Annotated in this window: 17 protein-coding genes; 1 reads left to right on the top strand and 16 read right to left on the bottom strand. The window is 39.7% G+C overall.

All coding sequences use genetic code 11. The features are described 5' to 3' along the window. Window positions 1-2: 2 nt before the first annotated feature. The 6 genes from plsX to J2S78_RS07450 form a co-directional block, all read right to left on the bottom strand. Window positions 3-992 carry a phosphate acyltransferase PlsX gene (gene plsX, locus J2S78_RS07475; RefSeq protein WP_306897469.1) on the bottom strand — a complete coding sequence of 330 codons (990 nt, stop codon included), beginning with the start codon at window positions 990-992 and terminating at the stop codon, window positions 3-5. A 28-nt stretch (window positions 993-1,020) separates the two neighbouring features. After that, window positions 1,021-1,575: a transcription factor FapR gene (gene fapR, locus J2S78_RS07470; RefSeq protein ID WP_306897467.1), complete on the bottom strand. Its 555-nt coding sequence runs from the start codon at window positions 1,573-1,575 to the stop codon at window positions 1,021-1,023. 76 nt (window positions 1,576-1,651) lie between these two features. Next, window positions 1,652-3,697, bottom strand: a complete 2,046-nt coding sequence (gene recG, locus J2S78_RS07465; protein WP_306897465.1) for an ATP-dependent DNA helicase RecG — start codon at window positions 3,695-3,697, stop codon at window positions 1,652-1,654. A gap of 108 nt (window positions 3,698-3,805) precedes the next feature. Beyond that, a complete protein-coding gene (locus tag J2S78_RS07460) occupies window positions 3,806-4,702 on the bottom strand; it encodes a DegV family protein (RefSeq protein ID WP_306897464.1) in 897 nt (298 codons plus the stop codon). Window positions 4,703-4,730: 28 nt separating this feature from the next. Next, window positions 4,731-6,377 carry a DAK2 domain-containing protein gene (locus J2S78_RS07455; protein WP_306898754.1) on the bottom strand — a complete coding sequence of 549 codons (1,647 nt, stop codon included), beginning with the start codon at window positions 6,375-6,377 and terminating at the stop codon, window positions 4,731-4,733. Window positions 6,378-6,436: 59 nt separating this feature from the next. Next, window positions 6,437-6,799 carry an Asp23/Gls24 family envelope stress response protein gene (locus J2S78_RS07450; RefSeq protein ID WP_306898753.1) on the bottom strand — a complete coding sequence of 121 codons (363 nt, stop codon included), beginning with the start codon at window positions 6,797-6,799 and terminating at the stop codon, window positions 6,437-6,439. 271 nt (window positions 6,800-7,070) lie between these two features. On the opposite strand from J2S78_RS07450, the gene rpmB reads away from it, so the two are divergent. Continuing rightward, window positions 7,071-7,259, top strand: a complete 189-nt coding sequence (rpmB, locus tag J2S78_RS07445; protein WP_125558762.1) for a 50S ribosomal protein L28 — start codon at window positions 7,071-7,073, stop codon at window positions 7,257-7,259. 91 nt (window positions 7,260-7,350) lie between these two features. Here rpmB and spoVM read toward each other — a convergent pair whose 3' ends face one another. The 10 genes from spoVM to coaBC form a co-directional block, all read right to left on the bottom strand. Continuing rightward, complete coding sequence (spoVM, locus tag J2S78_RS07440) at window positions 7,351-7,434, bottom strand: stage V sporulation protein SpoVM (RefSeq protein ID WP_125558815.1); 84 nt, start codon at window positions 7,432-7,434, stop codon at window positions 7,351-7,353. 521 nt (window positions 7,435-7,955) lie between these two features. Further along, window positions 7,956-8,609 carry a ribulose-phosphate 3-epimerase gene (rpe, locus tag J2S78_RS07435; RefSeq protein ID WP_306898752.1) on the bottom strand — a complete coding sequence of 218 codons (654 nt, stop codon included), beginning with the start codon at window positions 8,607-8,609 and terminating at the stop codon, window positions 7,956-7,958. Between the two features lie 2 nt (window positions 8,610-8,611). Further along, window positions 8,612-9,481 carry a ribosome small subunit-dependent GTPase A gene (gene rsgA, locus J2S78_RS07430; protein ID WP_306897461.1) on the bottom strand — a complete coding sequence of 290 codons (870 nt, stop codon included), beginning with the start codon at window positions 9,479-9,481 and terminating at the stop codon, window positions 8,612-8,614. 12 nt (window positions 9,482-9,493) lie between these two features. After that, window positions 9,494-11,488: a Stk1 family PASTA domain-containing Ser/Thr kinase gene (gene pknB / locus J2S78_RS07425; RefSeq protein ID WP_306897460.1), complete on the bottom strand. Its 1,995-nt coding sequence runs from the start codon at window positions 11,486-11,488 to the stop codon at window positions 9,494-9,496. Further along, window positions 11,488-12,240 (bottom strand): Stp1/IreP family PP2C-type Ser/Thr phosphatase, encoded by a 753-nt coding sequence (locus J2S78_RS07420; RefSeq protein ID WP_306897458.1) that lies wholly within the window; start codon window positions 12,238-12,240, stop codon window positions 11,488-11,490. The genes pknB and J2S78_RS07420 overlap by 1 nt, the downstream gene beginning before the upstream one ends. A 9-nt stretch (window positions 12,241-12,249) precedes the next feature. Beyond that, window positions 12,250-13,335, bottom strand: coding sequence for a dual-specificity RNA methyltransferase RlmN (gene rlmN, locus J2S78_RS07415; protein WP_306897456.1), 1,086 nt, complete (start codon window positions 13,333-13,335; stop codon window positions 12,250-12,252). 25 nt (window positions 13,336-13,360) lie between these two features. Beyond that, entirely contained in the window at window positions 13,361-14,707 is a 1,347-nt protein-coding gene (rsmB, locus tag J2S78_RS07410) for a 16S rRNA (cytosine(967)-C(5))-methyltransferase RsmB (RefSeq protein WP_306898751.1), read from the bottom strand. Beyond that, complete coding sequence (fmt, locus tag J2S78_RS07405; protein WP_306897455.1) at window positions 14,700-15,659, bottom strand: methionyl-tRNA formyltransferase; 960 nt, start codon at window positions 15,657-15,659, stop codon at window positions 14,700-14,702. Before fmt ends, rsmB begins: the two co-directional genes overlap by 8 nt. Before the next feature lie 149 nt (window positions 15,660-15,808). Continuing rightward, entirely contained in the window at window positions 15,809-18,223 is a 2,415-nt protein-coding gene (priA, locus tag J2S78_RS07400; RefSeq protein ID WP_306898750.1) for a primosomal protein N', read from the bottom strand. After that, complete coding sequence (coaBC, locus tag J2S78_RS07395; protein WP_306897454.1) at window positions 18,220-19,425, bottom strand: bifunctional phosphopantothenoylcysteine decarboxylase/phosphopantothenate--cysteine ligase CoaBC; 1,206 nt, start codon at window positions 19,423-19,425, stop codon at window positions 18,220-18,222. The genes priA and coaBC overlap by 4 nt, the downstream gene beginning before the upstream one ends. Window positions 19,426-19,443: the final 18 nt, after the last annotated feature.

Here is a 19,443-nt window from a genome sequence, read left to right as displayed (position 1 = left end):
CTTTATTCCCCCTGTTTTTCTGCTTCTTTTTCCATGATATCAGTAACATTTTCGTACACCATTTGTCGTGCTTGACGAATCGCATGAAAAATAGCCGTATGATCAGATGATCCATGTGCTTTTATTACTGGTGCCTTAAGTCCGAACAACCCTGCACCGCCGTAATGTGAATAGCTCATTTTATCTTTGATATTTCGAAAACTGGAACGTAGCATACCAGCCGCTAACTTATTTGTAAAAGAACTTGTCATTTCCTTTTTCAACAAGGAAAATAGCGACTCTGCTGTTCCTTCAATCGATTTTAATACTAAATTTCCCGAGAAACCATCACACACCGCCACATCACAAACGCCTTCTAACAAATCTCTAGCTTCAACATTTCCTACAAAATGTAATGGTGCATTCTCAAGCAAAGTGAATGCTTCTTTCGTCAACTCATTCCCTTTGCCTTCTTCTGTTCCTATGTTAATTAATCCTACCCTTGGCCGATTAACTTTCTTTACCATCTCCATATAAGTAGATCCCATGAATGCATTTTGTAAGATATGGGATGCTTTAGCATCCACGTTTGCTCCTACATCAAGCAGTAAAAACCCGTCTCCTTCTAGAGTTGGGAGCATTGGCGCAAGCGCAGGACGTTCAATACCTGAAATTCGTCCGACATGTAAGAGTCCAGATGTCATCAAAGCACCTGTATTGCCAGATGAAATGCAAGCATCAGCACGTCCCTCTCTGACTTCACGCATCGTAAGTACCATGGAGGCATTTTTCTTTCTTCTAACTGCTTTTGTCGGTGTATCTTCCGGCTCAATCTTATCATCTGTATGAAGCACTGAAATGTTATTTGATTTGGTCAAATGTTTATTAATTTCTTGCTCGTCTCCAACCAAGAGAATTTCCACATCATCAAATGATCTTGTTGCAGCCATGGCACCTGCTACATGAGCTTTAGGAGAATGATCTCCGCCCATCGCGTCGATGACAATTTTCATGAACGTTGGCTCCTTTATTACTTGATTTTTAACGATGGGATCGATACATGACAAATTCACCGTGAAACACAAGTTCTTGATTCACCTTACTTGTCACTTCAACCCACGATTTATGTCCTTTTGATTCGGTGACGACAGCTCTTGCGATAACTCTTTCTCCATTTTTCACTTGCCGGCTAAAATGAACTGACGCTTTGGTCGTTAAAGCTAATTCATCGTTAATAATAGCGACAGCAAGCGAGTTGGCTTGAGCGAACAAGTAATGCCCACGTGCTATCCCTGTTCTTGAAAATACATGCTCTGCACCAATATCTAATATGGAGATAGCTTCTTCGTCTAACCGCAAATCAACAATCTCTCCAATTACTTCTTCCAGCGGCAGAGCTTGTACTTCATCTAAATGTTCTCTCGCCACATGCTTAATACGTTCTCGCAATTCCGGGATGGAAAGTTCCATCCGATCTAGACGAATCGTTTGCACACTCACTTGAAAACTTTGCGCCAGCGCTTCATCCGTGCTAAATGGGTCCGCATCTATTTTTTCTTTTAATTTCTGTTGTCTTTCTTTTTTATTTCGTTTCACGACGCTGCCACCATCCGATTCTATGACTAGGTACTAAGAGTAGTATATAATTCCATTCTTTGATTTTCAAGCTTTATTAATCAAGTTTTTGACCATTAAGTATTCCGCTGCTTTCTAAATACTCACGCAATCCGGCATATGTTTGATCTTGCCAAAACGCTTCACTTTTTATCATAGCAGCTGCGTCTTGTCTCGCTGTTTCTAACGCTTTGTAATCGTGAACGACGTCCGCTATTTTGAAATCCGGCAAACCGCTTTGTTTGCTTCCGAAAAAATCACCAGGTCCTCTTAATTCTAAATCCTTCTCTGACAACGCAAAACCGTCTTCTGTTTCCTGCATGATTTTCATTCGTTCTTGACCTGTTTCTCCTTTTGGATCAGCCATTAAAATACAATATGACTGATACTGGGCACGGCCTACTCTACCTCGAAGTTGGTGGAGTTGGGAAAGACCAAATCGGTCAGCATCATAAATCAACATTGTCGTAGCATTTGGAACGTCGACCCCTACTTCTACTACTGTAGTAGAAACAAGAATATGAATATCATTAGCTGAGAATGCTTCCATTACTTGTTCTTTTTCTTCTGTCGTTAGACGGCCGTGCATTAATCCGACATCATGGTGCACAAAAAATTGTTGCAACTGTGCATGAACATCAATCGCATTTTGGACATCAAGTGTTTCCGACTCTTCAATCAGCGGACAAATGACATAAGCCTGCCTTCCTTGATTTATTTGTTTTTCTATAAATCGGAGGATTCTTTCCAACATATCGTGTTTAACCCAATACGTTTCAATCGGCTTTCTACCAGCAGGAAGTTCATCAATAGCCGATACATCCATATCCCCAAACACAGATATTGCAAGGGTTCGTGGTATCGGAGTAGCCGTCATAAACAGAACATCGGGCTCATATCCTTTTTCTTGCAATGTTCGCCTCTGCGCTACTCCAAAACGATGCTGCTCATCTGTAATAACGAGACCTAAATGCTTAAAGTGGACGTCCTCTTGAATTAACGCATGAGTACCGACAACAATGTCAATTTCTCCATTTTGAATCGATTCATTTCTAGTTTTTCTTGTCTTACCTTTAATGGACCCCGTCAACAATGTAATAGATACCTCCACATCACTAAAAAGCTGACTTAATGCTTCAAAATGTTGCTCTGCCAGTATTTCAGTCGGAACCATTAAAGCGGACTGAGCACCGGCCAAATAAGCCGCATACATGGCTATAGAAGCAACGACTGTCTTCCCGGATCCTACATCTCCTTGCAGTAGACGATTCATTTTCAAGGAGTCTCTCATATCTTTCATTATTTCACGAGCAACACGAAGTTGGGCACCCGTTAAGGAAAAAGGAAGCTGTTCGATAAACGTATTGACTTCATTTTCATCAAACTGATGTATCATTCCACTTTTTGACAACCGTTCTTGTCGTTTAAAAGCCTGCATCTTCAACTGAAACAAAAGTAACTCTTCATAAACAAGTCGTCGCCTTGCATGTTTTAGTTCCTCTTTATCTTTAGGAAAATGAATCGATCGATACGCATGAGTTCTTAAAGGTAATTTATAGGCAGTAAGAATAGAGGAAGGCATAATTTCCGGAATGTAGTCAGAGAAGGTCTGTAAAGTGGTTTGAAGAAAGCGGCGCATTTGTTTTACTGTAATACCAGCGCCAACAGAATAGACAGCCTCTAATTGCTTAGCAGGGTCCGGTTCCCCCTGCCTAAAATCTTGCACCGTAATGGTTAACTTGTATTTATTCCATTTTCCGGTTATTGTTACGATATCTCCTCGATTTATTTTATTTTTTAAAAATGCACGGTTAAAAAAAACAGCTGTCACTAAAATATTTTCTACGACAAGCCGAATGGTCATCCTAGATTTTTTTTTGCCATAGTAGCGGACAGAAGCCTCTGTTTGAACAACGCCGGAAATCGTCACCCGCTCATCATGGCGCAGTTCTTCAATTGGTTGTACTTCATGATTTTCATAGCGATACGGGAAATGCTGAAGCAAATCGCAAATAGACATTAACCCAATTTGCTGAAGTTCTTTCTCTTTCTCTTCTCCAATTCCATTCAATACAGATATGGGTTGTTGTAAATAATCGTTCATTGTTTGTCATCGGGAATATACATTATAAACCCTTCCCCTTTTAATCCTTTTTCTTCACGTTCGGGTTTTGGTGATGTTTTCCAAAAAGGCATAGGTGCCTCCTCTTGACTATCTCGGTTCGTTTGTTTCACTTTGTGCTTTGTATGCAGGCATTACAGCAATAGAGACTGTTCCACGTCCAGTATGAGAACCAATGACTGCCCCAATTTTCGTTAAGACCGTAGATTGTGTGTTTAACTCTGTTTTCCCCACATCCAAGAGTTCTTCCCCTGATGTTTCGGCTTCTGCATGTGACACACCAATATGTACAGGTTGATTTTTATACTGCTCCTTAAGAGCTTCACTAATAACAGCTAATGCTTTCTTTTTTCCGCGAGCTTTTCGGTAAGGGTAAACTTCTCCTTCTTCTGTTAAACTTAAAACAGGCTTCATTTTTAATAAAGAGCCAATTAAGGCAGATGCTTTACCAATTCTCCCATTTTTTTGTAAAAACTCCAGAGTATCAACCAGAAAATAGACATTTGTCTCTTGGAGAAATGTCTCAAGCTTTGTTTTGCATTCTGCCAAACTTGCTCCTGCTTGCGCCAATTTTGCTAATTCAACAACGATAACTCCAATAGCATAAGACGCCTTTTTGGAATCAACGACTTCAACGTTAACTTCATTTTCTACTGATTGAGCTGCAAGAAGAGCTGATTGGACCGTCCCACTCATTTTGGAAGACAGATGAATAGACAGAATTGATAAATCTTCATCAGCGGATTTTTCTTGTATTCTCTGATAAACTGTTTCAAATTCGTAAGGGGTCGGTTGGGACGTCGTAGGAAGATCGTTCAATAGATCCAATTTGTTATAGAACGCTTCTGGAGTTAGAGTGACTCCATCTTGAAATGTTTCATTCCCCATCACTACTTTCAATGGAACAACGGTAATATTGTATTTATCCACCAACTCCGAAGGTATATCAGCGGTACTATCTGTTACTATTTTTACACGCCCCACCATAAACTCCCCTTCCTAAGAAATAATTCATCTATTCTACAGCAATTATATAAGAATAAAGCGGCTGTCCGCCTTCATGAGTTTCCATTTCTATATTCGGAAACGCTTCTTCCATGTAAGAAGAAATTGCTGACTCTGCTGATTCGTTTACGTCTTCTCCACGAATTAATGTTACAATCTCGTCATCATCATCAACTAAATGAGACAAAAGTTCCATGGTTACTTTTTCCATCGTCGGACCAGATGCTACTATTTCTTTTTCGGCAAGACCCATGTAATCTCCTTTTTTTATTTCCATACCATCCATCATTGTGTCTCGCACCGCATACGTGACTTGTCCTGTCTTCACTTGTTTTGTCGCTTTTTCCATTTCGTCCTTATTTTCTAACGGTGTTGAGTTCTCATCGAAAACAAACATTGCACTTAACCCTTGCGGCACAGTTTTTGTAGGAATTACATGAATATGTGACCCTATTACTTCAGCAGCTTGTTCTGCAGCCATCACAACGTTTCCATTATTAGGGAGTACGAATATATTGTAGGCATTCACATTATTTATCGCGTTCACAATATCTTCGGTACTTGGATTCATGGTTTGACCGCCTGCTACAACTTGATTAGCTCCAAGTCCTCGAAAAAGAGCTTCTACTCCATCCCCAACAGAAACAGTTACAAATCCGTATGACGCGGGAGCTTTTTCGATTGAGACATTCTCACTTGGATTTTGTTGAGCATCATTCCTTGGTTCTGCCAATGCTTGATGCTGCTCTCTCATGTTATCCACTTTTACATGAATCAAACTTCCGAAAGCCTGAGCCTTTGTTAATACTTCTCCAGGATACTCCGCATGAATATGTATTTTCATTAAATCTTCATCACTTACAACTAACAGCGAATCTCCTAATTGATTAAGTTCATTTTTGAAGGCGTTTTCGTCATAAGAATTAGCAAGAAGTTTTTCCTCCTCAAATTTCACCATAACTTCTGTACAATATCCATACTTTATATCGTCTGTCGATAAATGCGATTGCGCATTTTGGTGATGCTCTATTTTCACCATATCCTCTAGTGACGGAGCTGTAGATTCTTCTTTTTGAGTTGATGTTTTTCCTAGTAAAGCTTGAAGCATACCTTCATAAATATAGACCAGCCCTTGACCACCTGAATCAACGACTCCCACTTCTTTTAAAACAGGAAGTAAATCCGGGGTTTTTTGAAGAGAAAATTCTGCATGTTGAAGAATAGATCGCATCCAATCAATCGGTGAATCTTCAGTTGACGCCTTCTCTTGAAAAACGGCATCTTTTGCAACAGTGAGTATCGTACCTTCTACCGGCTTCATAACAGCCTTATAAGCCGTATTCACCCCTTGTTCGACTGCCTCATTTAAATCTAGGACCGTTAGCTCTTTCTTCTTTTCTACCGCTTTCGAAAAACCACGAAAAAGTTGCGATAATATAACACCAGAATTCCCTCTTGCTCCCATCAGAAGACCTTTTGAAAAGGATTTGGCTACTTCTCCTGCATGATTTTGATTACTCTTTTTCACTTCTTCTACACCCGATGATATGGTTAAATGCATGTTTGTTCCCGTATCTCCATCAGGAACAGGAAAAACGTTTAATGCATCAACCTGTTTCACATTATTACTTAAGACAGACGCGCCTTCTTGAAACATTAATGCGAGCTGTTTTCCATTTATTGTTGCTGTCACCGTTCTTTCCTCCTCACTTCTGCCTACGATTGAGCCACTCTCACTCCTTGAACGTATACATTCACAGAATCAACTGTTAGACCCAACATTTGCTGTAATTGGTATTTTACTTTTGTTTGGACATTATAAGCTACTTCCGAAATCTTCGTTCCATAACTCACAATAATATACATATCTATGTGAATGCCGTCTTCTATTTCACGAATGACAACCCCTCGTGAAAAGTTCTCGCGGCCCAGCATTTCAGATAATCCATCTTTAATTTGTTTTTGTGAAGCCATACCTACAATGCCATAACAATCCACAGCAGCTCCTCCTGCAATGGTTGACACGACTTCTCTTGATACATCAATAGATCCCAATTGTGAATTCATTTCAATGGTCATCATACAGCCTCCCTTTTCAACTCTCCTTCATGAACTAAGGTTATTTTACTATACTCCTTCTATTTTTGAAAGGAGGTGAATAAAACGTCGAAAGGTATGGGTGCGGACATCTGTGACGATTATCATTCATCGTTTCACACCAATATTGCTGTCAAGGTTATTTCCTTTAAATATTTATTTTTATGATTGCATTGGTTCTTTTCATATGCTAAGATATTCAAGTGTGATTCGCTAATGAATGATAGATGGAAAGCATAAGGAGGTGCATGTCATGGCACGTAAATGTTATGTGACAGGCAAAGGCCCAAAATCAGGCCACAACCGTTCTCACGCAAATAATGCAACAAAAAGACGCTGGGGAGCCAACGTACAAAAAGTACGCATTATGGTTGACGGTAAACCAAAGCGTGTATATGTTTCAGCTCGCGCGTTAAAATCGGGCAAAGTACAGCGTGTATGATAAAAGACGAAAATAAACGGGATTATACCTTGCAGATAAGGTTTAATCCCGTTTTTTTGTAATAGATTTTGTTTACATAATGATATTATAGTTAAGAATCTTTTTTAATTGTTCCAATTACGGCGCGTACAAACCCTCCAAGAAATTTTGGCAGCTTAATAGTGTAAAATTTCATTACAAACTCCTCCTCTTTCTTTTCCTTATTGCGGCACGCGCCGCTTCTCCTTTGTCTCGTTTCAATCCCTGCGTTTCTTCGGAGTGATTCTCGTATCCGTCATCAACAAATAGCATTCTTCTATATGTATATTCAACTTCTTTCAAATAGTACATATAAAATAAAGAAGACATGCCTTTTTTAGTATTTTGATATCAATCCGACGTTTCCTCTTCCTGAGTAGTATAATGAGAAAGGCAGTCCTTTGTGCCAACGTATTGTTTCTTGTTTTTAAGTACTACGTTATATTTACGCACCATAGTAAATATTTTATGCATTTTTTAGTTTACGTATGTATCTATTGAAGGATATATGAAAAAAGTGTTGGAAAATGGATAAAGGAAAAGGCAGGAAGACCGTTATTTTTTCATTGCTTTGAAATAAAAAAGCTCACAACAATAGAATTATCGGTCTTCGTAAAAGAAGAATATTAAAAAAATAAGTCGGTGCACAAACACCGACCTCGAAGTAAGAGGGGACTTTTATTTATAATTATTTCTTATTGATTCAATGGCATTTTTTCGATTGTCTTTTTTAAAGACAGCAGAACCGGCAACTAATACATCCGCACCTGCCTCGATACATGCTGCAGCCGTTTCCTCATTGACACCTCCATCTACTTCAATCTCTGCTTGATGATTAGTTTCCATTAACATTTTTTTAACTTGTTCAATCTTTGGAAGCACTTCTGAAATAAAAGTCTGACCTCCAAATCCTGGATTGACCGTCATTAACAGAATTAAATCAACGTTTTGAAGTACATGCTTTATTGATTCTACTGGTGTCGCCGGATTAATAACCACTCCGGCTTTGGCGCCTTGTTCGTGAATCAGCTCTATTGTACGGTGTAGATGCCGACACGCCTCAACATGCACCGATATAATATCTGCACCTGCTTTCACGAACTCTTCAATGTAGCGGTCCGGCTCTTCAATCATTAAATGGACGTCAAGGGGTAAGGATGTGTGGGGGTGTACGGCTTCCACCACAAACGGTCCAATGGTGATATTGGGTACGAAATGCCCGTCCATTACATCCACGTGAATATAATCCGCTCCTCCTTTAGTGACATCTTCTATTTCCTCTTTCAATCGGGAAATATCAGCTGCTAATATAGATGGTGCAATTTTTGTCATCATTAATACCTCCGTTGCTGGACGAGTTCTTCAAAGAATTGTTTATAATGCTCATAACGAAATTCTGCTATGTTTCCCATTTCCACAGCTTCTTTAATTGCACATCCCGGTTCTTTACGGTGAGTACAACCGCGAAATTTACAGTCTGGCATAATTTCTTTTAATTCAGGAAAACAAATATCTAAATCATCTTCATCAATTTTTTCAAAGTTAAGGGAACTAAAACCAGGGGTATCGGCAATAAAACCGTTGTTACAAGGAATAAGTTCCAAATGTTTCGTTGTATGTTTTCCTCTTTTTAAACGTGCCGACACTTCTGCCGTTTCAAGATTCAAGGACGGGAGCAGTTGGTTTAATAAAGTCGATTTACCAACACCGGATTCTCCCGTTACCATGCTTAATTTGTCAGTTAGGTACTTTTGGAGCTGGTCTATCCCTGTTCCATCTCGACTAGAAACAATATGGAAGGGATAACCAGCCGCTTCATACTCCTCTTTGTATGGGTCAAGATAATCTGTGGCCGTTAAATCCATTTTATTGACTACAATTACTGCTTCAATGTCCATCGCTTCCATATGAACGAGAAATCGATCGAGCATAGCCGTAGACAAAGCTGGTTCTTGCGCAGAGAATACTAGAAAGGCTTGATCTATATTAGCAACCGGAGGGCGCACAAGCTCATTTTTTCGTTCGAAAACTTGGTTTACATATCCCTCTTCTTTATTGTCTGCTTCAAATTCAACAAAATCCCCGACAAGAGGTTTTATATTTTTCTTACGAAATAAACCTCGTCCTCTACACTGATACACTCCTGTATCGTTTTGAACGTAATAAAAACCACTTATTGCTTTTGTAATAATCCCTTGCGCCATAATGCCTCCCATTTATTCCCCGTAGGAAAAGCTATTGGATTGTACTTCCTGATTGTCAACATATAGAGTGTATGTGCCATCTGATTCGGGAGTAACCTCAAGTGGAACTCTATAGGTCTTAGTTTCCGATATACTTTCTTCAGTAAATATAGTAGGCCCGCTTGTCGTAGCATCTTCATACACAATTCTAATATCGTAAGAAACTCCATCTTCCTGATCACTTTCAGAAACTTCAACAGGTATGACAGCTTCCATTTCTTCCGATTGATTGTCTTCTGACTGTTCAGACTCATCCGGTTCATCCGGGCCATCTGAGATAGTGAAAGTAATCTCATCCCCCTCTTTTACCGTACTATACGGACCAGGTGAATGCTCGATAACATTTCCTTCGGGAACACTGTCAGAAAAGCTTGTGTTAAACGTTCCTTCTAAATTAGAGCTTTCCAAATAGTTTTCTGCTGCTTCTCTTGATTCTCCTTTTAAATTTTGGAGAGAAAATTCAGGCTCTGTGCTGTATGTTAAATATACAGTAGTTTCTTCTGGAATAACGTTTGCGCCAACTTCTGGATCTTGATTAATAATTTGATCAGCAGGGTACTCTGAAGTTTGTGAAGAGGAAAATTCAACATTTTCGTAATCATCAAGCATATCTTCCGCTCGATCCCGACTAACTCCATCAAGGTCAGGCATTTCTACGGTATCAGGTCCATCACTTACGTATAGTTGAACCGTGCTTTCTTCTTTAACAACAGACCCTCCACCAGGGTTCTGACGAACAACGGATCCTTCTTCGACTGAATCGTCATTTATCCGTTCACTTTCTACCATAAATGCCGCTTCTTCGAGTTCTTGAGTAGCTTGATCTTCTGTCATATTTGATACATCGGGCACTTCTACGTCATCCGCTATTAATAAATCTGGAATTATGGTGAAAGCGGCAATAGCGGCACCAATTGAGAGTATAAAAAACAAAATCAATATCCATAACCAGCGTTTCTTTGATTTTTTTGGTGGACTTGATTCTGACGGTTCATTTCCCACTTTTTCAGAGCCGTTGCGCAGCGTGTCTGAACGAACAGCTTGGGTGATGCCCCCATCCCCGTTTTCTTCTTTTATAATCGGAACTGCTTTTGTCGCATCTTCATCAATTGGTATAACAAAAGGCGGTTCATTTCGACGTTCCTGTGATAAAGAGGTGTGTAGGTCTTGATGCATCTCAGCAACACTATCATAACGATCTTCTGGGTTTTTGGCAGTCGCCTTCACAATAACATTTTCTAGACTTTGCGGTAATCCAGGGCGCTGTTTAGACGGATTCGGGATTGGTTCTTGTAAATGTTTCAGCGCTATACTAACTGCTGAATCCCCGGTATAAGGCAACGTACCTGTTATCATTTCATAAAGAACAACACCAAGAGAATAAATGTCAGATTTCGTCGTAATCACACCACCTTTGGCCTGTTCCGGTGACATATAATGCACCGAACCCATGACCGAATTCGTATGAGTGATTGTAGCAGCCGTAGCTGCACGTGCTATACCAAAATCTGTTACTTTGGCGTTACCGTCAGAATTAAGTAGTATATTGTGCGGTTTCATGTCACGATGAACAATATCGTTCGCATGAGCATGGCTTATAGCCCCTAGAATTTGTTCCATCATATCGACCGCTTGTTCAAGCGGAAGCGGACCTTTTTGATGTATTTTTTCTTTTAATGTATATCCATCAATATGTTCCATTACAATATAGTAAAGATTTTCTTCTTCTCCTACATCGTATATATTAACTATATTCGGATGAGCGAGGCTGGTAGCAGCTTGTGCTTCTCGGTGAAATCGCCGTATAAATTCTTCGTCCGTGTTATATTGCGGCTGTAGCACTTTTACTGCAACAGGGCGTTCAAGTATCACATCTTCGCCTCTATATACATGAGCCATGCCACCGCCGCCGATTACTTCGTGAATGTCATAACGTTCGTTGATACGTTTGCCAATAAGTTCAGACACTATTCCACCTCCTTGTTATAAGGGGAATGTATAATAATGGCCAGGGTGATATTGTCTTCTCCCCCTCGTTCATTGGCTGTATGTATGAGTGTGCGGGCACACTCATGAAGCGACGACGATGCTTTCATGTATTTTTTTATTTCAGTAGGACTGATTTTATTCGTTAATCCATCTGAACACAGTACAATTCCTTCTCCTACTTTCCATTCCATTGCCATTGTTTCACTTTTTATCTGCTCTTCAGTGCCGATAGCTCTTGTTAAGACATTTTTTCTAGGATGATTTTCTGCTTCTTCTTCGGTGAGTTGTCCATTATTTTTTAGTTCATTAACGAGAGAATGGTCTTCCGTTTTTAATTCGAATTCCGTCTCTGACAGATGATAAGCACGACTGTCCCCAACATGAGCAATGACAGCAAAAGAAGGGGTACAAACAGCAGTAACTACAGTCGTTCCCATCCCAGCTAATTTATCTTGTTCCAACGATGTTTCATATATCTTTTTATTTGCTGTATTTATTTGTTGGCGTAGCCAGTCTTCTGCCTGTTCAGGAGTAAATGGTTTATCAATAGGTTCAAATGCTTCACGAAGGTGATTTTTCACCATCTCACTTGCTACATCTCCCGCTTGATGTCCACCCATTCCATCCGCTACAACCGCTAAATATTCCCCTACACTATTTGTGAATATGCCGCCCGTGTCTTCGTTATGGTCACGTACACGTCCAGCATCTGTTACAAATACAGTTTCCACCGAAAAGGGTCACCTCGTTTCTTCTTCCCGTTCATTTGCACGTAACTGACCACACGCTGCATCAATATCGTGGCCTTGTTCACGCCTGATTGTCACGTTTACTCCCTTTTCTCTCAATGTACGTTCAAAAGCAAAAATATCATTTCTAGTTGTTCTCACGTAATCTCGTTCAGGTACATCATTGACAGGGATTAAGTTAACATGACATTTTAAACCTTTAATTAATTCAGCCAATTCTTCTGCATGCTCCACTTGATCATTCACTCCGCCAAACAATCCGTATTCAAACGTAACACGGCGGTTCGTTTTATCTTGGTAATAACGTATCGATTCCATCAGTTTGTCGACAGACCAAGCCCGGTTCACCGGCATTAAACGACTTCTTATTTCAGAATTCGGAGCATGTAAAGATACAGCAAAGTTAATTTGCATTTGTTCATCGGCAAAATCGTAAATTCTCGGCACCATTCCACTCGTTGACACCGTAATATGACGAGCACCGATGTTTAATCCATTATCATGATTAATTACTTTCAAGAACGAAATAAGTTCATCATAATTGTCAAACGGTTCTCCAATACCCATAACTACGATAGAGTCTACACGTTCTCCTTTTTTATCAAGATCTTTTTGAATTTCAAGGACTTGTGCAGTAATTTCTCCTGCTTCAACATTCCGTTTTAATCCTCCCAAGGTAGAAGCACAAAATGTACAGCCCAAACGACAGCCAACTTGCGAAGTTACACATACACTGTTTCCGTAATCATGTTTCATTAACACTGTTTCTATCGTGTAACCGTCTTTTAATTCAAATAGATATTTTACGGTACCGTCTATCGATTCTTGTTTTGTAACTTCTTTTAATGAGGTAATCGAAAATGTTTCTTCTAATTTCTGGCGTAATTCTTTGGACAAATTTGTCATTTCTGCGAATGAATTCACTCGCGTTTGATACAGCCAAAAATAAATCTGCTGTGCCCGAAACGCTTTCTCTCCTTGCTCTTTCAACCAGTTTTGCAAATCGTCATATTGTAAAGAATATATAGAAGGCAGTCCCGGCGATTCCGCAGCTACCTTTGTTTTTAATGCTTGCATGGTTTTCACCCTTTCTATTTTATGATCATAATTTTTTTAAAGCTGCCATGAAAAAACCATCCGATTGAAAATCTTGCGGAAAAATCGTAAGTTGACCTTCCGTAACTTCCAAATGGTCTGTCAGTTTTTTTGGTAAATTCATTTTTGCCTCTTCATCTATAATAAACGATGGATTCTGTTCCAAAAATGCTTGGAGCACATCTTCATTTTCTTCTTTTCGAACGGTACAAGTGCTGTACACTAGGCGTCCACCAGGTTTCACTAATTCTGCTGCTTCATTTAAAATAGCGGTTTGGATATGAGGCAGTCGATTTAAATCGGTTCTTTGCTTCTGCCATTTTAATTCTGGTTTCCGTCGCACAACGCCTAAGCCGCTGCACGGGGCATCAACAAGTGCACGATCCATTGTTTTTGGTTCAAGTTTTTCCGTTAATTGTCTTGCATCAGCGGATTTTGCTTCAACATTCGTTAATCCTAGGCGTTGAACTTGTTCATTAATAAGACCAACCTTTTTATCATGAAGGTCGAAAGCATGTATCATTCCTTCGTTTTCCATTAACTCCCCTGCATGTGTCGTTTTACCGCCCGGCGCTGCACAAGCATCTACTACTTTCATTCCAGGCAGGGGTTGGAGAAATCTTGCAATTAACATAGAGCTTTCATCCTGAATGGTACACAACCCTTCTTTGTAAGACTCCGTTGCAATAACATTTCCATGAGTCACTAAAAGGGCATCTTCGGATACATGACCATCTACAATGGCACATCCTTCTTCTTCCAAACGTCTTCTTAAATCCTGTTTATTAGTTTTTACTTGGTTTACACGTACACTTAAAACAGGTGGTTGAAGATTGGCATGCGCCATATTTTCTGCTTTATCTTTTCCGTATGCTTCTATCCAGTCTTCCAGCAACCAAGCAGGATGGCTTGATGTTAAAGCGAGCTGTTTTGTGAAAGATAAGTTTTCATCGATTGATGGTAAACCATTTCGTTGCATCGACCGTAATACACCATTTACGAGCCCACTAATTCCTTTATGCCCTTTTTTCTTTGCAATTTGGACAGCTTCATGAATGACTGCACGTTCAGGAACTCTATCAAGATACACGAATTGATAAACCGACATTCTTAACAACTGTAACACCCAAGATTGCAAGGAAGCGACACCTTTCTTTATGAAAGGATCAATGTAATAATCTAGTGTATTCTTCCGTTTTATCGTGCCATAGACAAGCTCCGTTAGCAATGATTCGTCTTTGTCGGAAATAAATCCTTCGTTCAATACGTGGTTGAGGAGTAAATGACTGTATGCTCCCTCTTTATCGATTCGCTCTAGCATACGAAGTGCCTCTTCTCTCACATTTTTATATATTTTTTTTGTCATTAGTAAAAGATTCTCCCGTTTGCAGTTCATGAGAACCGCGTAAATAATCAGCAGCTTCCATTCTTTTTTTACCTGCCGGCTGAAGTTCTGTTATTTCAATTGCTATATCGTCAGCAGCTGCAACGACGATAGCTTCTTCATTTATTGAAATAATCGTCCCCGGCTCGCTCTCTTCCGCTATTTGAAGTTGTCTTTTTTGTGCCTTCCAAATTTTAAACACTTTACCGTTATAATTTGAATACGCAACAGGCCAAGGATTCATCCCTCGAATTTGATTATAAATCTCTTTTCCAGGTTTGTCCCAATCAATCTGTTCTTGACCTCTACCAATATTCGGAGCGAACGTTACCTCCCTTGGATTTTGAGCAACAGGCTCCAAACGATTTTGCTTCAACAGCGGTAAGGTTTCAAGTAACAAGTCTCTCCCAACAATACTTAATGAATCATGCAAAGAACCAGTAGTATCACTGTCCTCAATCGGTAGTTCTCGTCTTGCAAGGATATCACCTGCGTCCAACGCCTTCACCATATACATAATCGTAATTCCCGTTTTTTCTTCCCCATCAATAACAGCTTGATGGATTGGTGCCCCACCTCTATATTTCGGTAATAAAGAGGCATGAACATTAATTGCTCCAAAAGAAGGGGCTGTTAATAATCGTTCTGGTAATATTTGTCCAAACGCTGCTGTAATAATAACATCCGGTTCCATTTTTAGGATATCGTCAACATTTTCCTCTACTTTTAGTGTTTCCGGTTGTAGTACGGTTAAACCATGTTTCAATGCTTCTTCTTTAACAGGCGGAGCAGTCATTATTTTTTTTCGCCCTTTGGGTCTATCGGGTTGCGTTACTACCGCTTCTATTTGATAAGCGGCTTCTACCAACCCTCTTAAAATCGGGACAGAAAAATCAGGTGTACCCATAAAAACAATCTTCATTGTAAATCACCTTTCTTATAAACAAAAGACCTAGCATGTATTGTGCAATCGACATTTCGCAACTTCAATAAAAGTGTTATAAGATCTTAATAGGATATCTTTAATACAAAAACAACCCCGTGTAATAATACAAAAAACGGGGCTGAATATTACATGAACATTTGCGGGTTCATATCAATCGAAATAGACAAATGATTATTTGCCATCTCTTTTTGGTAATGAAAGTGTATTTCATTTAATTTATTTATTAATTCAGGTTCATTTTTATATTTTATCATGCATTGATAACGATATCTATCTTTTATCCTGGCAATTGGAGAGACAGTAGGTCCAAGGATTTTTGTTTCAGGTGACAATGTTTGTTTTAAGTAAGATGCGATCTTATCAGAAGTTTTTATTACTTTTGTAATATCTTCATGAGCAACAGTCACTAAGGTAATATAGTAATAAGGAGGATAACCGCCGCGTTTTCTTTGCCCCATTTCTTCTAAAGAAAAGGATTTAAAATCATGTGTCTTAGCATGTTGTATGCTGTAATGGTCCGGGGTATATGTCTGCACCACAACTTCCCCCAAAAGCTTATCTCTTCCCGCCCTACCGCTCACTTGCGTTAATAGCTGAAATGTACGTTCGGGTGCTCGAAAGTCTGGCAAATGCAGCATTGTATCAGCGGCAAGTACTCCAACTAGTGTAATTTTAGGAAAATCAAGTCCTTTTGCTATCATTTGTGTACCCAATAATATATCCGCTTCACCATTGCGAAACGATTGTAGCAATTTTGCATGTGACCCTTTGCGTGATGTTGTATCAACATCCATCCGAATGACACGGGCTTCAGGCAATAAATTGGTGATTTCTTCTTGGACTTTTTGTGTACCTGTCCCAAAAAACCGGATATGCTCACTCTCACATTCAGGACATGTGTTCATCATCGGCTCGTGATAGCCACAGTAGTGACATTTTAGATTACGACCAGTGTGGTGATAAGTAAGAGTTATCTCACAATGAGGGCAAGCTGCAGTATATCCACAATTTCTACAAATAACAAAAGTAGAATAACCACGTCTGTTTAAAAATAGAACGATTTGTTCATTTTTTTCTATTCTGTCTTGCATTTTTTCGAGAAGAAGCTCAGAAAAAGCAGAACGATTTCCTTTTTTTAATTCATCTCGCATATCAATAACATCTACTTCCGGCATCGCGACTTTATTCACTCGATCTGGTAACTCTAGAAGCGTAAATACGTGCCGAGATGCTCTCGCGTAAGATTCAAGAGAAGGTGTCGCACTTCCTAAAAGAATCGGACAACTATGATAATTTCCTCTCCATAAGGCAACCTGTCTCGCATGATAACGAGGGTGATCTTCTTGTTTATAACTTCCTTCGTGTTCCTCATCTATTATAATAACACCAAGGTTCTCAAATGGTGCAAATATCGCAGACCTGGCGCCGACAGCTACTTTCACTTCTTTACGATGAACTTTTCTCCATTCGTCATACTTTTCTCCTGATGAAAGTGCGCTATGCAGCACCGCAACTTGTGAGCCGAATCTTTCTTTAAAGCGCTCTACCATTTGAGGTGTTAAAGAAATTTCCGGGACGAGCACAATTGCCTCTTCCCCTTTTTCAAGAACTGTTTCAATGGTCCGCAAATACACCTCTGTTTTTCCACTGCCTGTAACTCCCCGCAACAAAAAGGCTTCATGATTACTATCTGTTACCGCTGCATCAATTGGATCAAGTACTTCGCGTTGTTGAGTAGTTAAATTCGGACGCTTAGGCTGTTCAAATTCTTGATTTTCATAAGGATCTCTATATTCTTCTACCGCTTCTTCAATTAAGAGTCCTTTATTAACAAGAGAACGTATAATATTCGTTGTTACGCCTGCCTGTTCCGTTACAGTTTGTATCGCAACCGCTTCGCTTGGAAAGTTATTTTTGAACCAATTCATGAACTGCACTTGTTTTTTTGCCCGGTTGCCTATTATCTGTTGATGATCAATAGCATAAGCACTGTCGGAAGTACGGATTGTACGAACCATTTTCTTTTTCGTTTGATCTTTCAGAAAGTATTCCACTTCAATAGTTTCTTCTTGAATTGCTTTTTTGAGAAGTGCCATTGTTTGTTTGTCATTAGAAAATTTAGCCCAATCCACCGACTGTTTGCCGGCAAATATCGTCTGTAAGGCTGGATTCAAATCTTTTTCATCCATTTTTAATTGTAATAGTTTTTTTGGTTTTGCACGTATGGCAGACGGAATCATGGATTGATAAGCTGTAATTAAAAAACAAACCGTTTCTAATGCCAACCATTCCCCAAGTTTTAGTAATTCTTCGGTAAGAACAGGATAAGGATCGAGCATTTCCGTTATCGGTTTGACTCTGGCAAGTTCTGTATGTTCTGTTATTTGCCAAACAAATCCTTGAATTTTTCTTGGTCCAAAAGGTACTGTCACCCTCATACCAGGTTGAATTAAGCCTTCTAATTCTTCCGGAATGAGATAATCAAATGCTTTATTGGTTTGAGCTGCTGCCACATCTACAATGACTTTAGCATACATTATGAATCGTTCCTTTTAACCATAAATTCCATAGAATCCCACAGCTCTTTAGCAGCAGCTGTTTTTGTCAGTAAAGGTAATGAACGGGGTTCTTCTCCTTTTTGGAGCAATATTATTTCATTTGTATTTGTACCAAAGCCAGAGTTATTCGAAGAAATATTATTTGCTACCACCATATCAAGGTTTTTTCGATGGAGTTTATCATTAGCATAATCTTTCACATTCTCGGATTCGGCTGCGAATCCAATCAATAGCTGATGTTCTTTTTTTTCTCCTAAAGCAGCCAGTATATCTTTCGTCCGCTCCATTGCAATCGATAAGTCACCGTCTCGTTTTTTCGTTTTATCCATGGCGGTTGATACAGGTCTATAATCAGAAACAGCTGCGGCTTTACAAACGATATCGACAGCCGGAAAACGCTCCATTACCGCTTCATACATCTGTTCTGCTGTCGTCACATCTATCCTATTTACTCCAGGCGGGGTCTCAAGTTGAACCGGTCCGGCAATTAAAGTCACTTCTGCACCAAGAAGAGCTGCCTCTGCTGCAACGGCAAAGCCCATTTTACCGGTTGATGGATTAGTAAATACTCTGACTGGATCACTATATTCATACGTTGGCCCTGCTGTAACAAGAATTTTTTTACCAAGATATGCAGACTTTTTCTCATATTCTGACTGCAAGAAAGCAGTAATATCTTCAGGCTCTGCCAATCGTCCTTTTCCAATCCAACCGCATGCGAGATAACCTGCACCAGGTTCAATAAAATGACAGCCCCTTAGTTTTAATTTATTCATATTTTCCTTTACGGCAGGGTGCTCGTACATATTCACATTCATTGCTGGAGCGATATAAACCGGACAAGTTGCAGCAAGTATTGTGGTAGACACCATATCATCTGCTAGTCCATTAGCGGCTTTGGCTATCATATTAGCGGTAGCAGGGGCAATCACAATCATATCGGCCCAATCTGCAATGTCAATATGGGCCACTTTTTCCGGTTCTGTTTCCGCAAATGTGTCATCATACACTCTGTCGCGGGTTAACGCTTGAAACGTCAATGGTGTCACGAACTCTTTTGCATGATTGGTCATCATGACTTTTACATTCGCGCCTGTCTGCGTTAATTTACTGGCAAGTGATGCCGCTTTATAAGCCGCTATACCACCAGTCACTCCCAAAAGAATATTTTTTTCTCGGAGCATGTTCCTCCCTCTTTTCTT

This window comes from Salibacterium salarium (genome assembly GCF_030813635.1).
GTDB lineage: Bacteria > Bacillota > Bacilli > Bacillales > Marinococcaceae > Salibacterium > Salibacterium salarium.
Note: the sequence above shows the minus strand (reverse complement) of the source record. Positions and strands in the feature narration are given on the sequence as shown.

What these genes read in the sequence shown, in the direction of transcription:
- rsgA (WP_306897461.1), bottom strand. Translation starts at nt 9,481, where the DNA reads ATGGCGCAAGGGATTATTACAAAAGCAATAAGTGGTTTTTATTACGTT.
- spoVM (WP_125558815.1), bottom strand. Translation starts at nt 7,434, where the DNA reads ATGAAATTTTACACTATTAAGCTGCCAAAATTTCTTGGAGGGTTTGTA.
- coaBC (WP_306897454.1), bottom strand. Translation starts at nt 19,425, where the DNA reads ATGCTCCGAGAAAAAAATATTCTTTTGGGAGTGACTGGTGGTATAGCG.
- fmt (WP_306897455.1), bottom strand. Translation starts at nt 15,659, where the DNA reads ATGAAGATTGTTTTTATGGGTACACCTGATTTTTCTGTCCCGATTTTA.
- rlmN (WP_306897456.1), bottom strand. Translation starts at nt 13,335, where the DNA reads ATGCAAGCATTAAAAACAAAGGTAGCTGCGGAATCGCCGGGACTGCCT.
- rpe (WP_306898752.1), bottom strand. Translation starts at nt 8,609, where the DNA reads ATGACAAAAATTGCACCATCTATATTAGCAGCTGATATTTCCCGATTG.
- J2S78_RS07455 (WP_306898754.1), bottom strand. Translation starts at nt 6,377, where the DNA reads ATGTTTCAAGAAGGCGCGTCTGTCTTAAGTAATAATGTGAAACAGGTT.
- J2S78_RS07460 (WP_306897464.1), bottom strand. Translation starts at nt 4,702, where the DNA reads ATGGTGGGGCGTGTAAAAATAGTAACAGATAGTACCGCTGATATACCT.
- J2S78_RS07450 (WP_306898753.1), bottom strand. Translation starts at nt 6,799, where the DNA reads ATGACCATTGAAATGAATTCACAATTGGGATCTATTGATGTATCAAGA.
- rpmB (WP_125558762.1), top strand. Translation starts at nt 7,071, where the DNA reads ATGGCACGTAAATGTTATGTGACAGGCAAAGGCCCAAAATCAGGCCAC.
- plsX (WP_306897469.1), bottom strand. Translation starts at nt 992, where the DNA reads ATGAAAATTGTCATCGACGCGATGGGCGGAGATCATTCTCCTAAAGCT.
- recG (WP_306897465.1), bottom strand. Translation starts at nt 3,697, where the DNA reads ATGAACGATTATTTACAACAACCCATATCTGTATTGAATGGAATTGGA.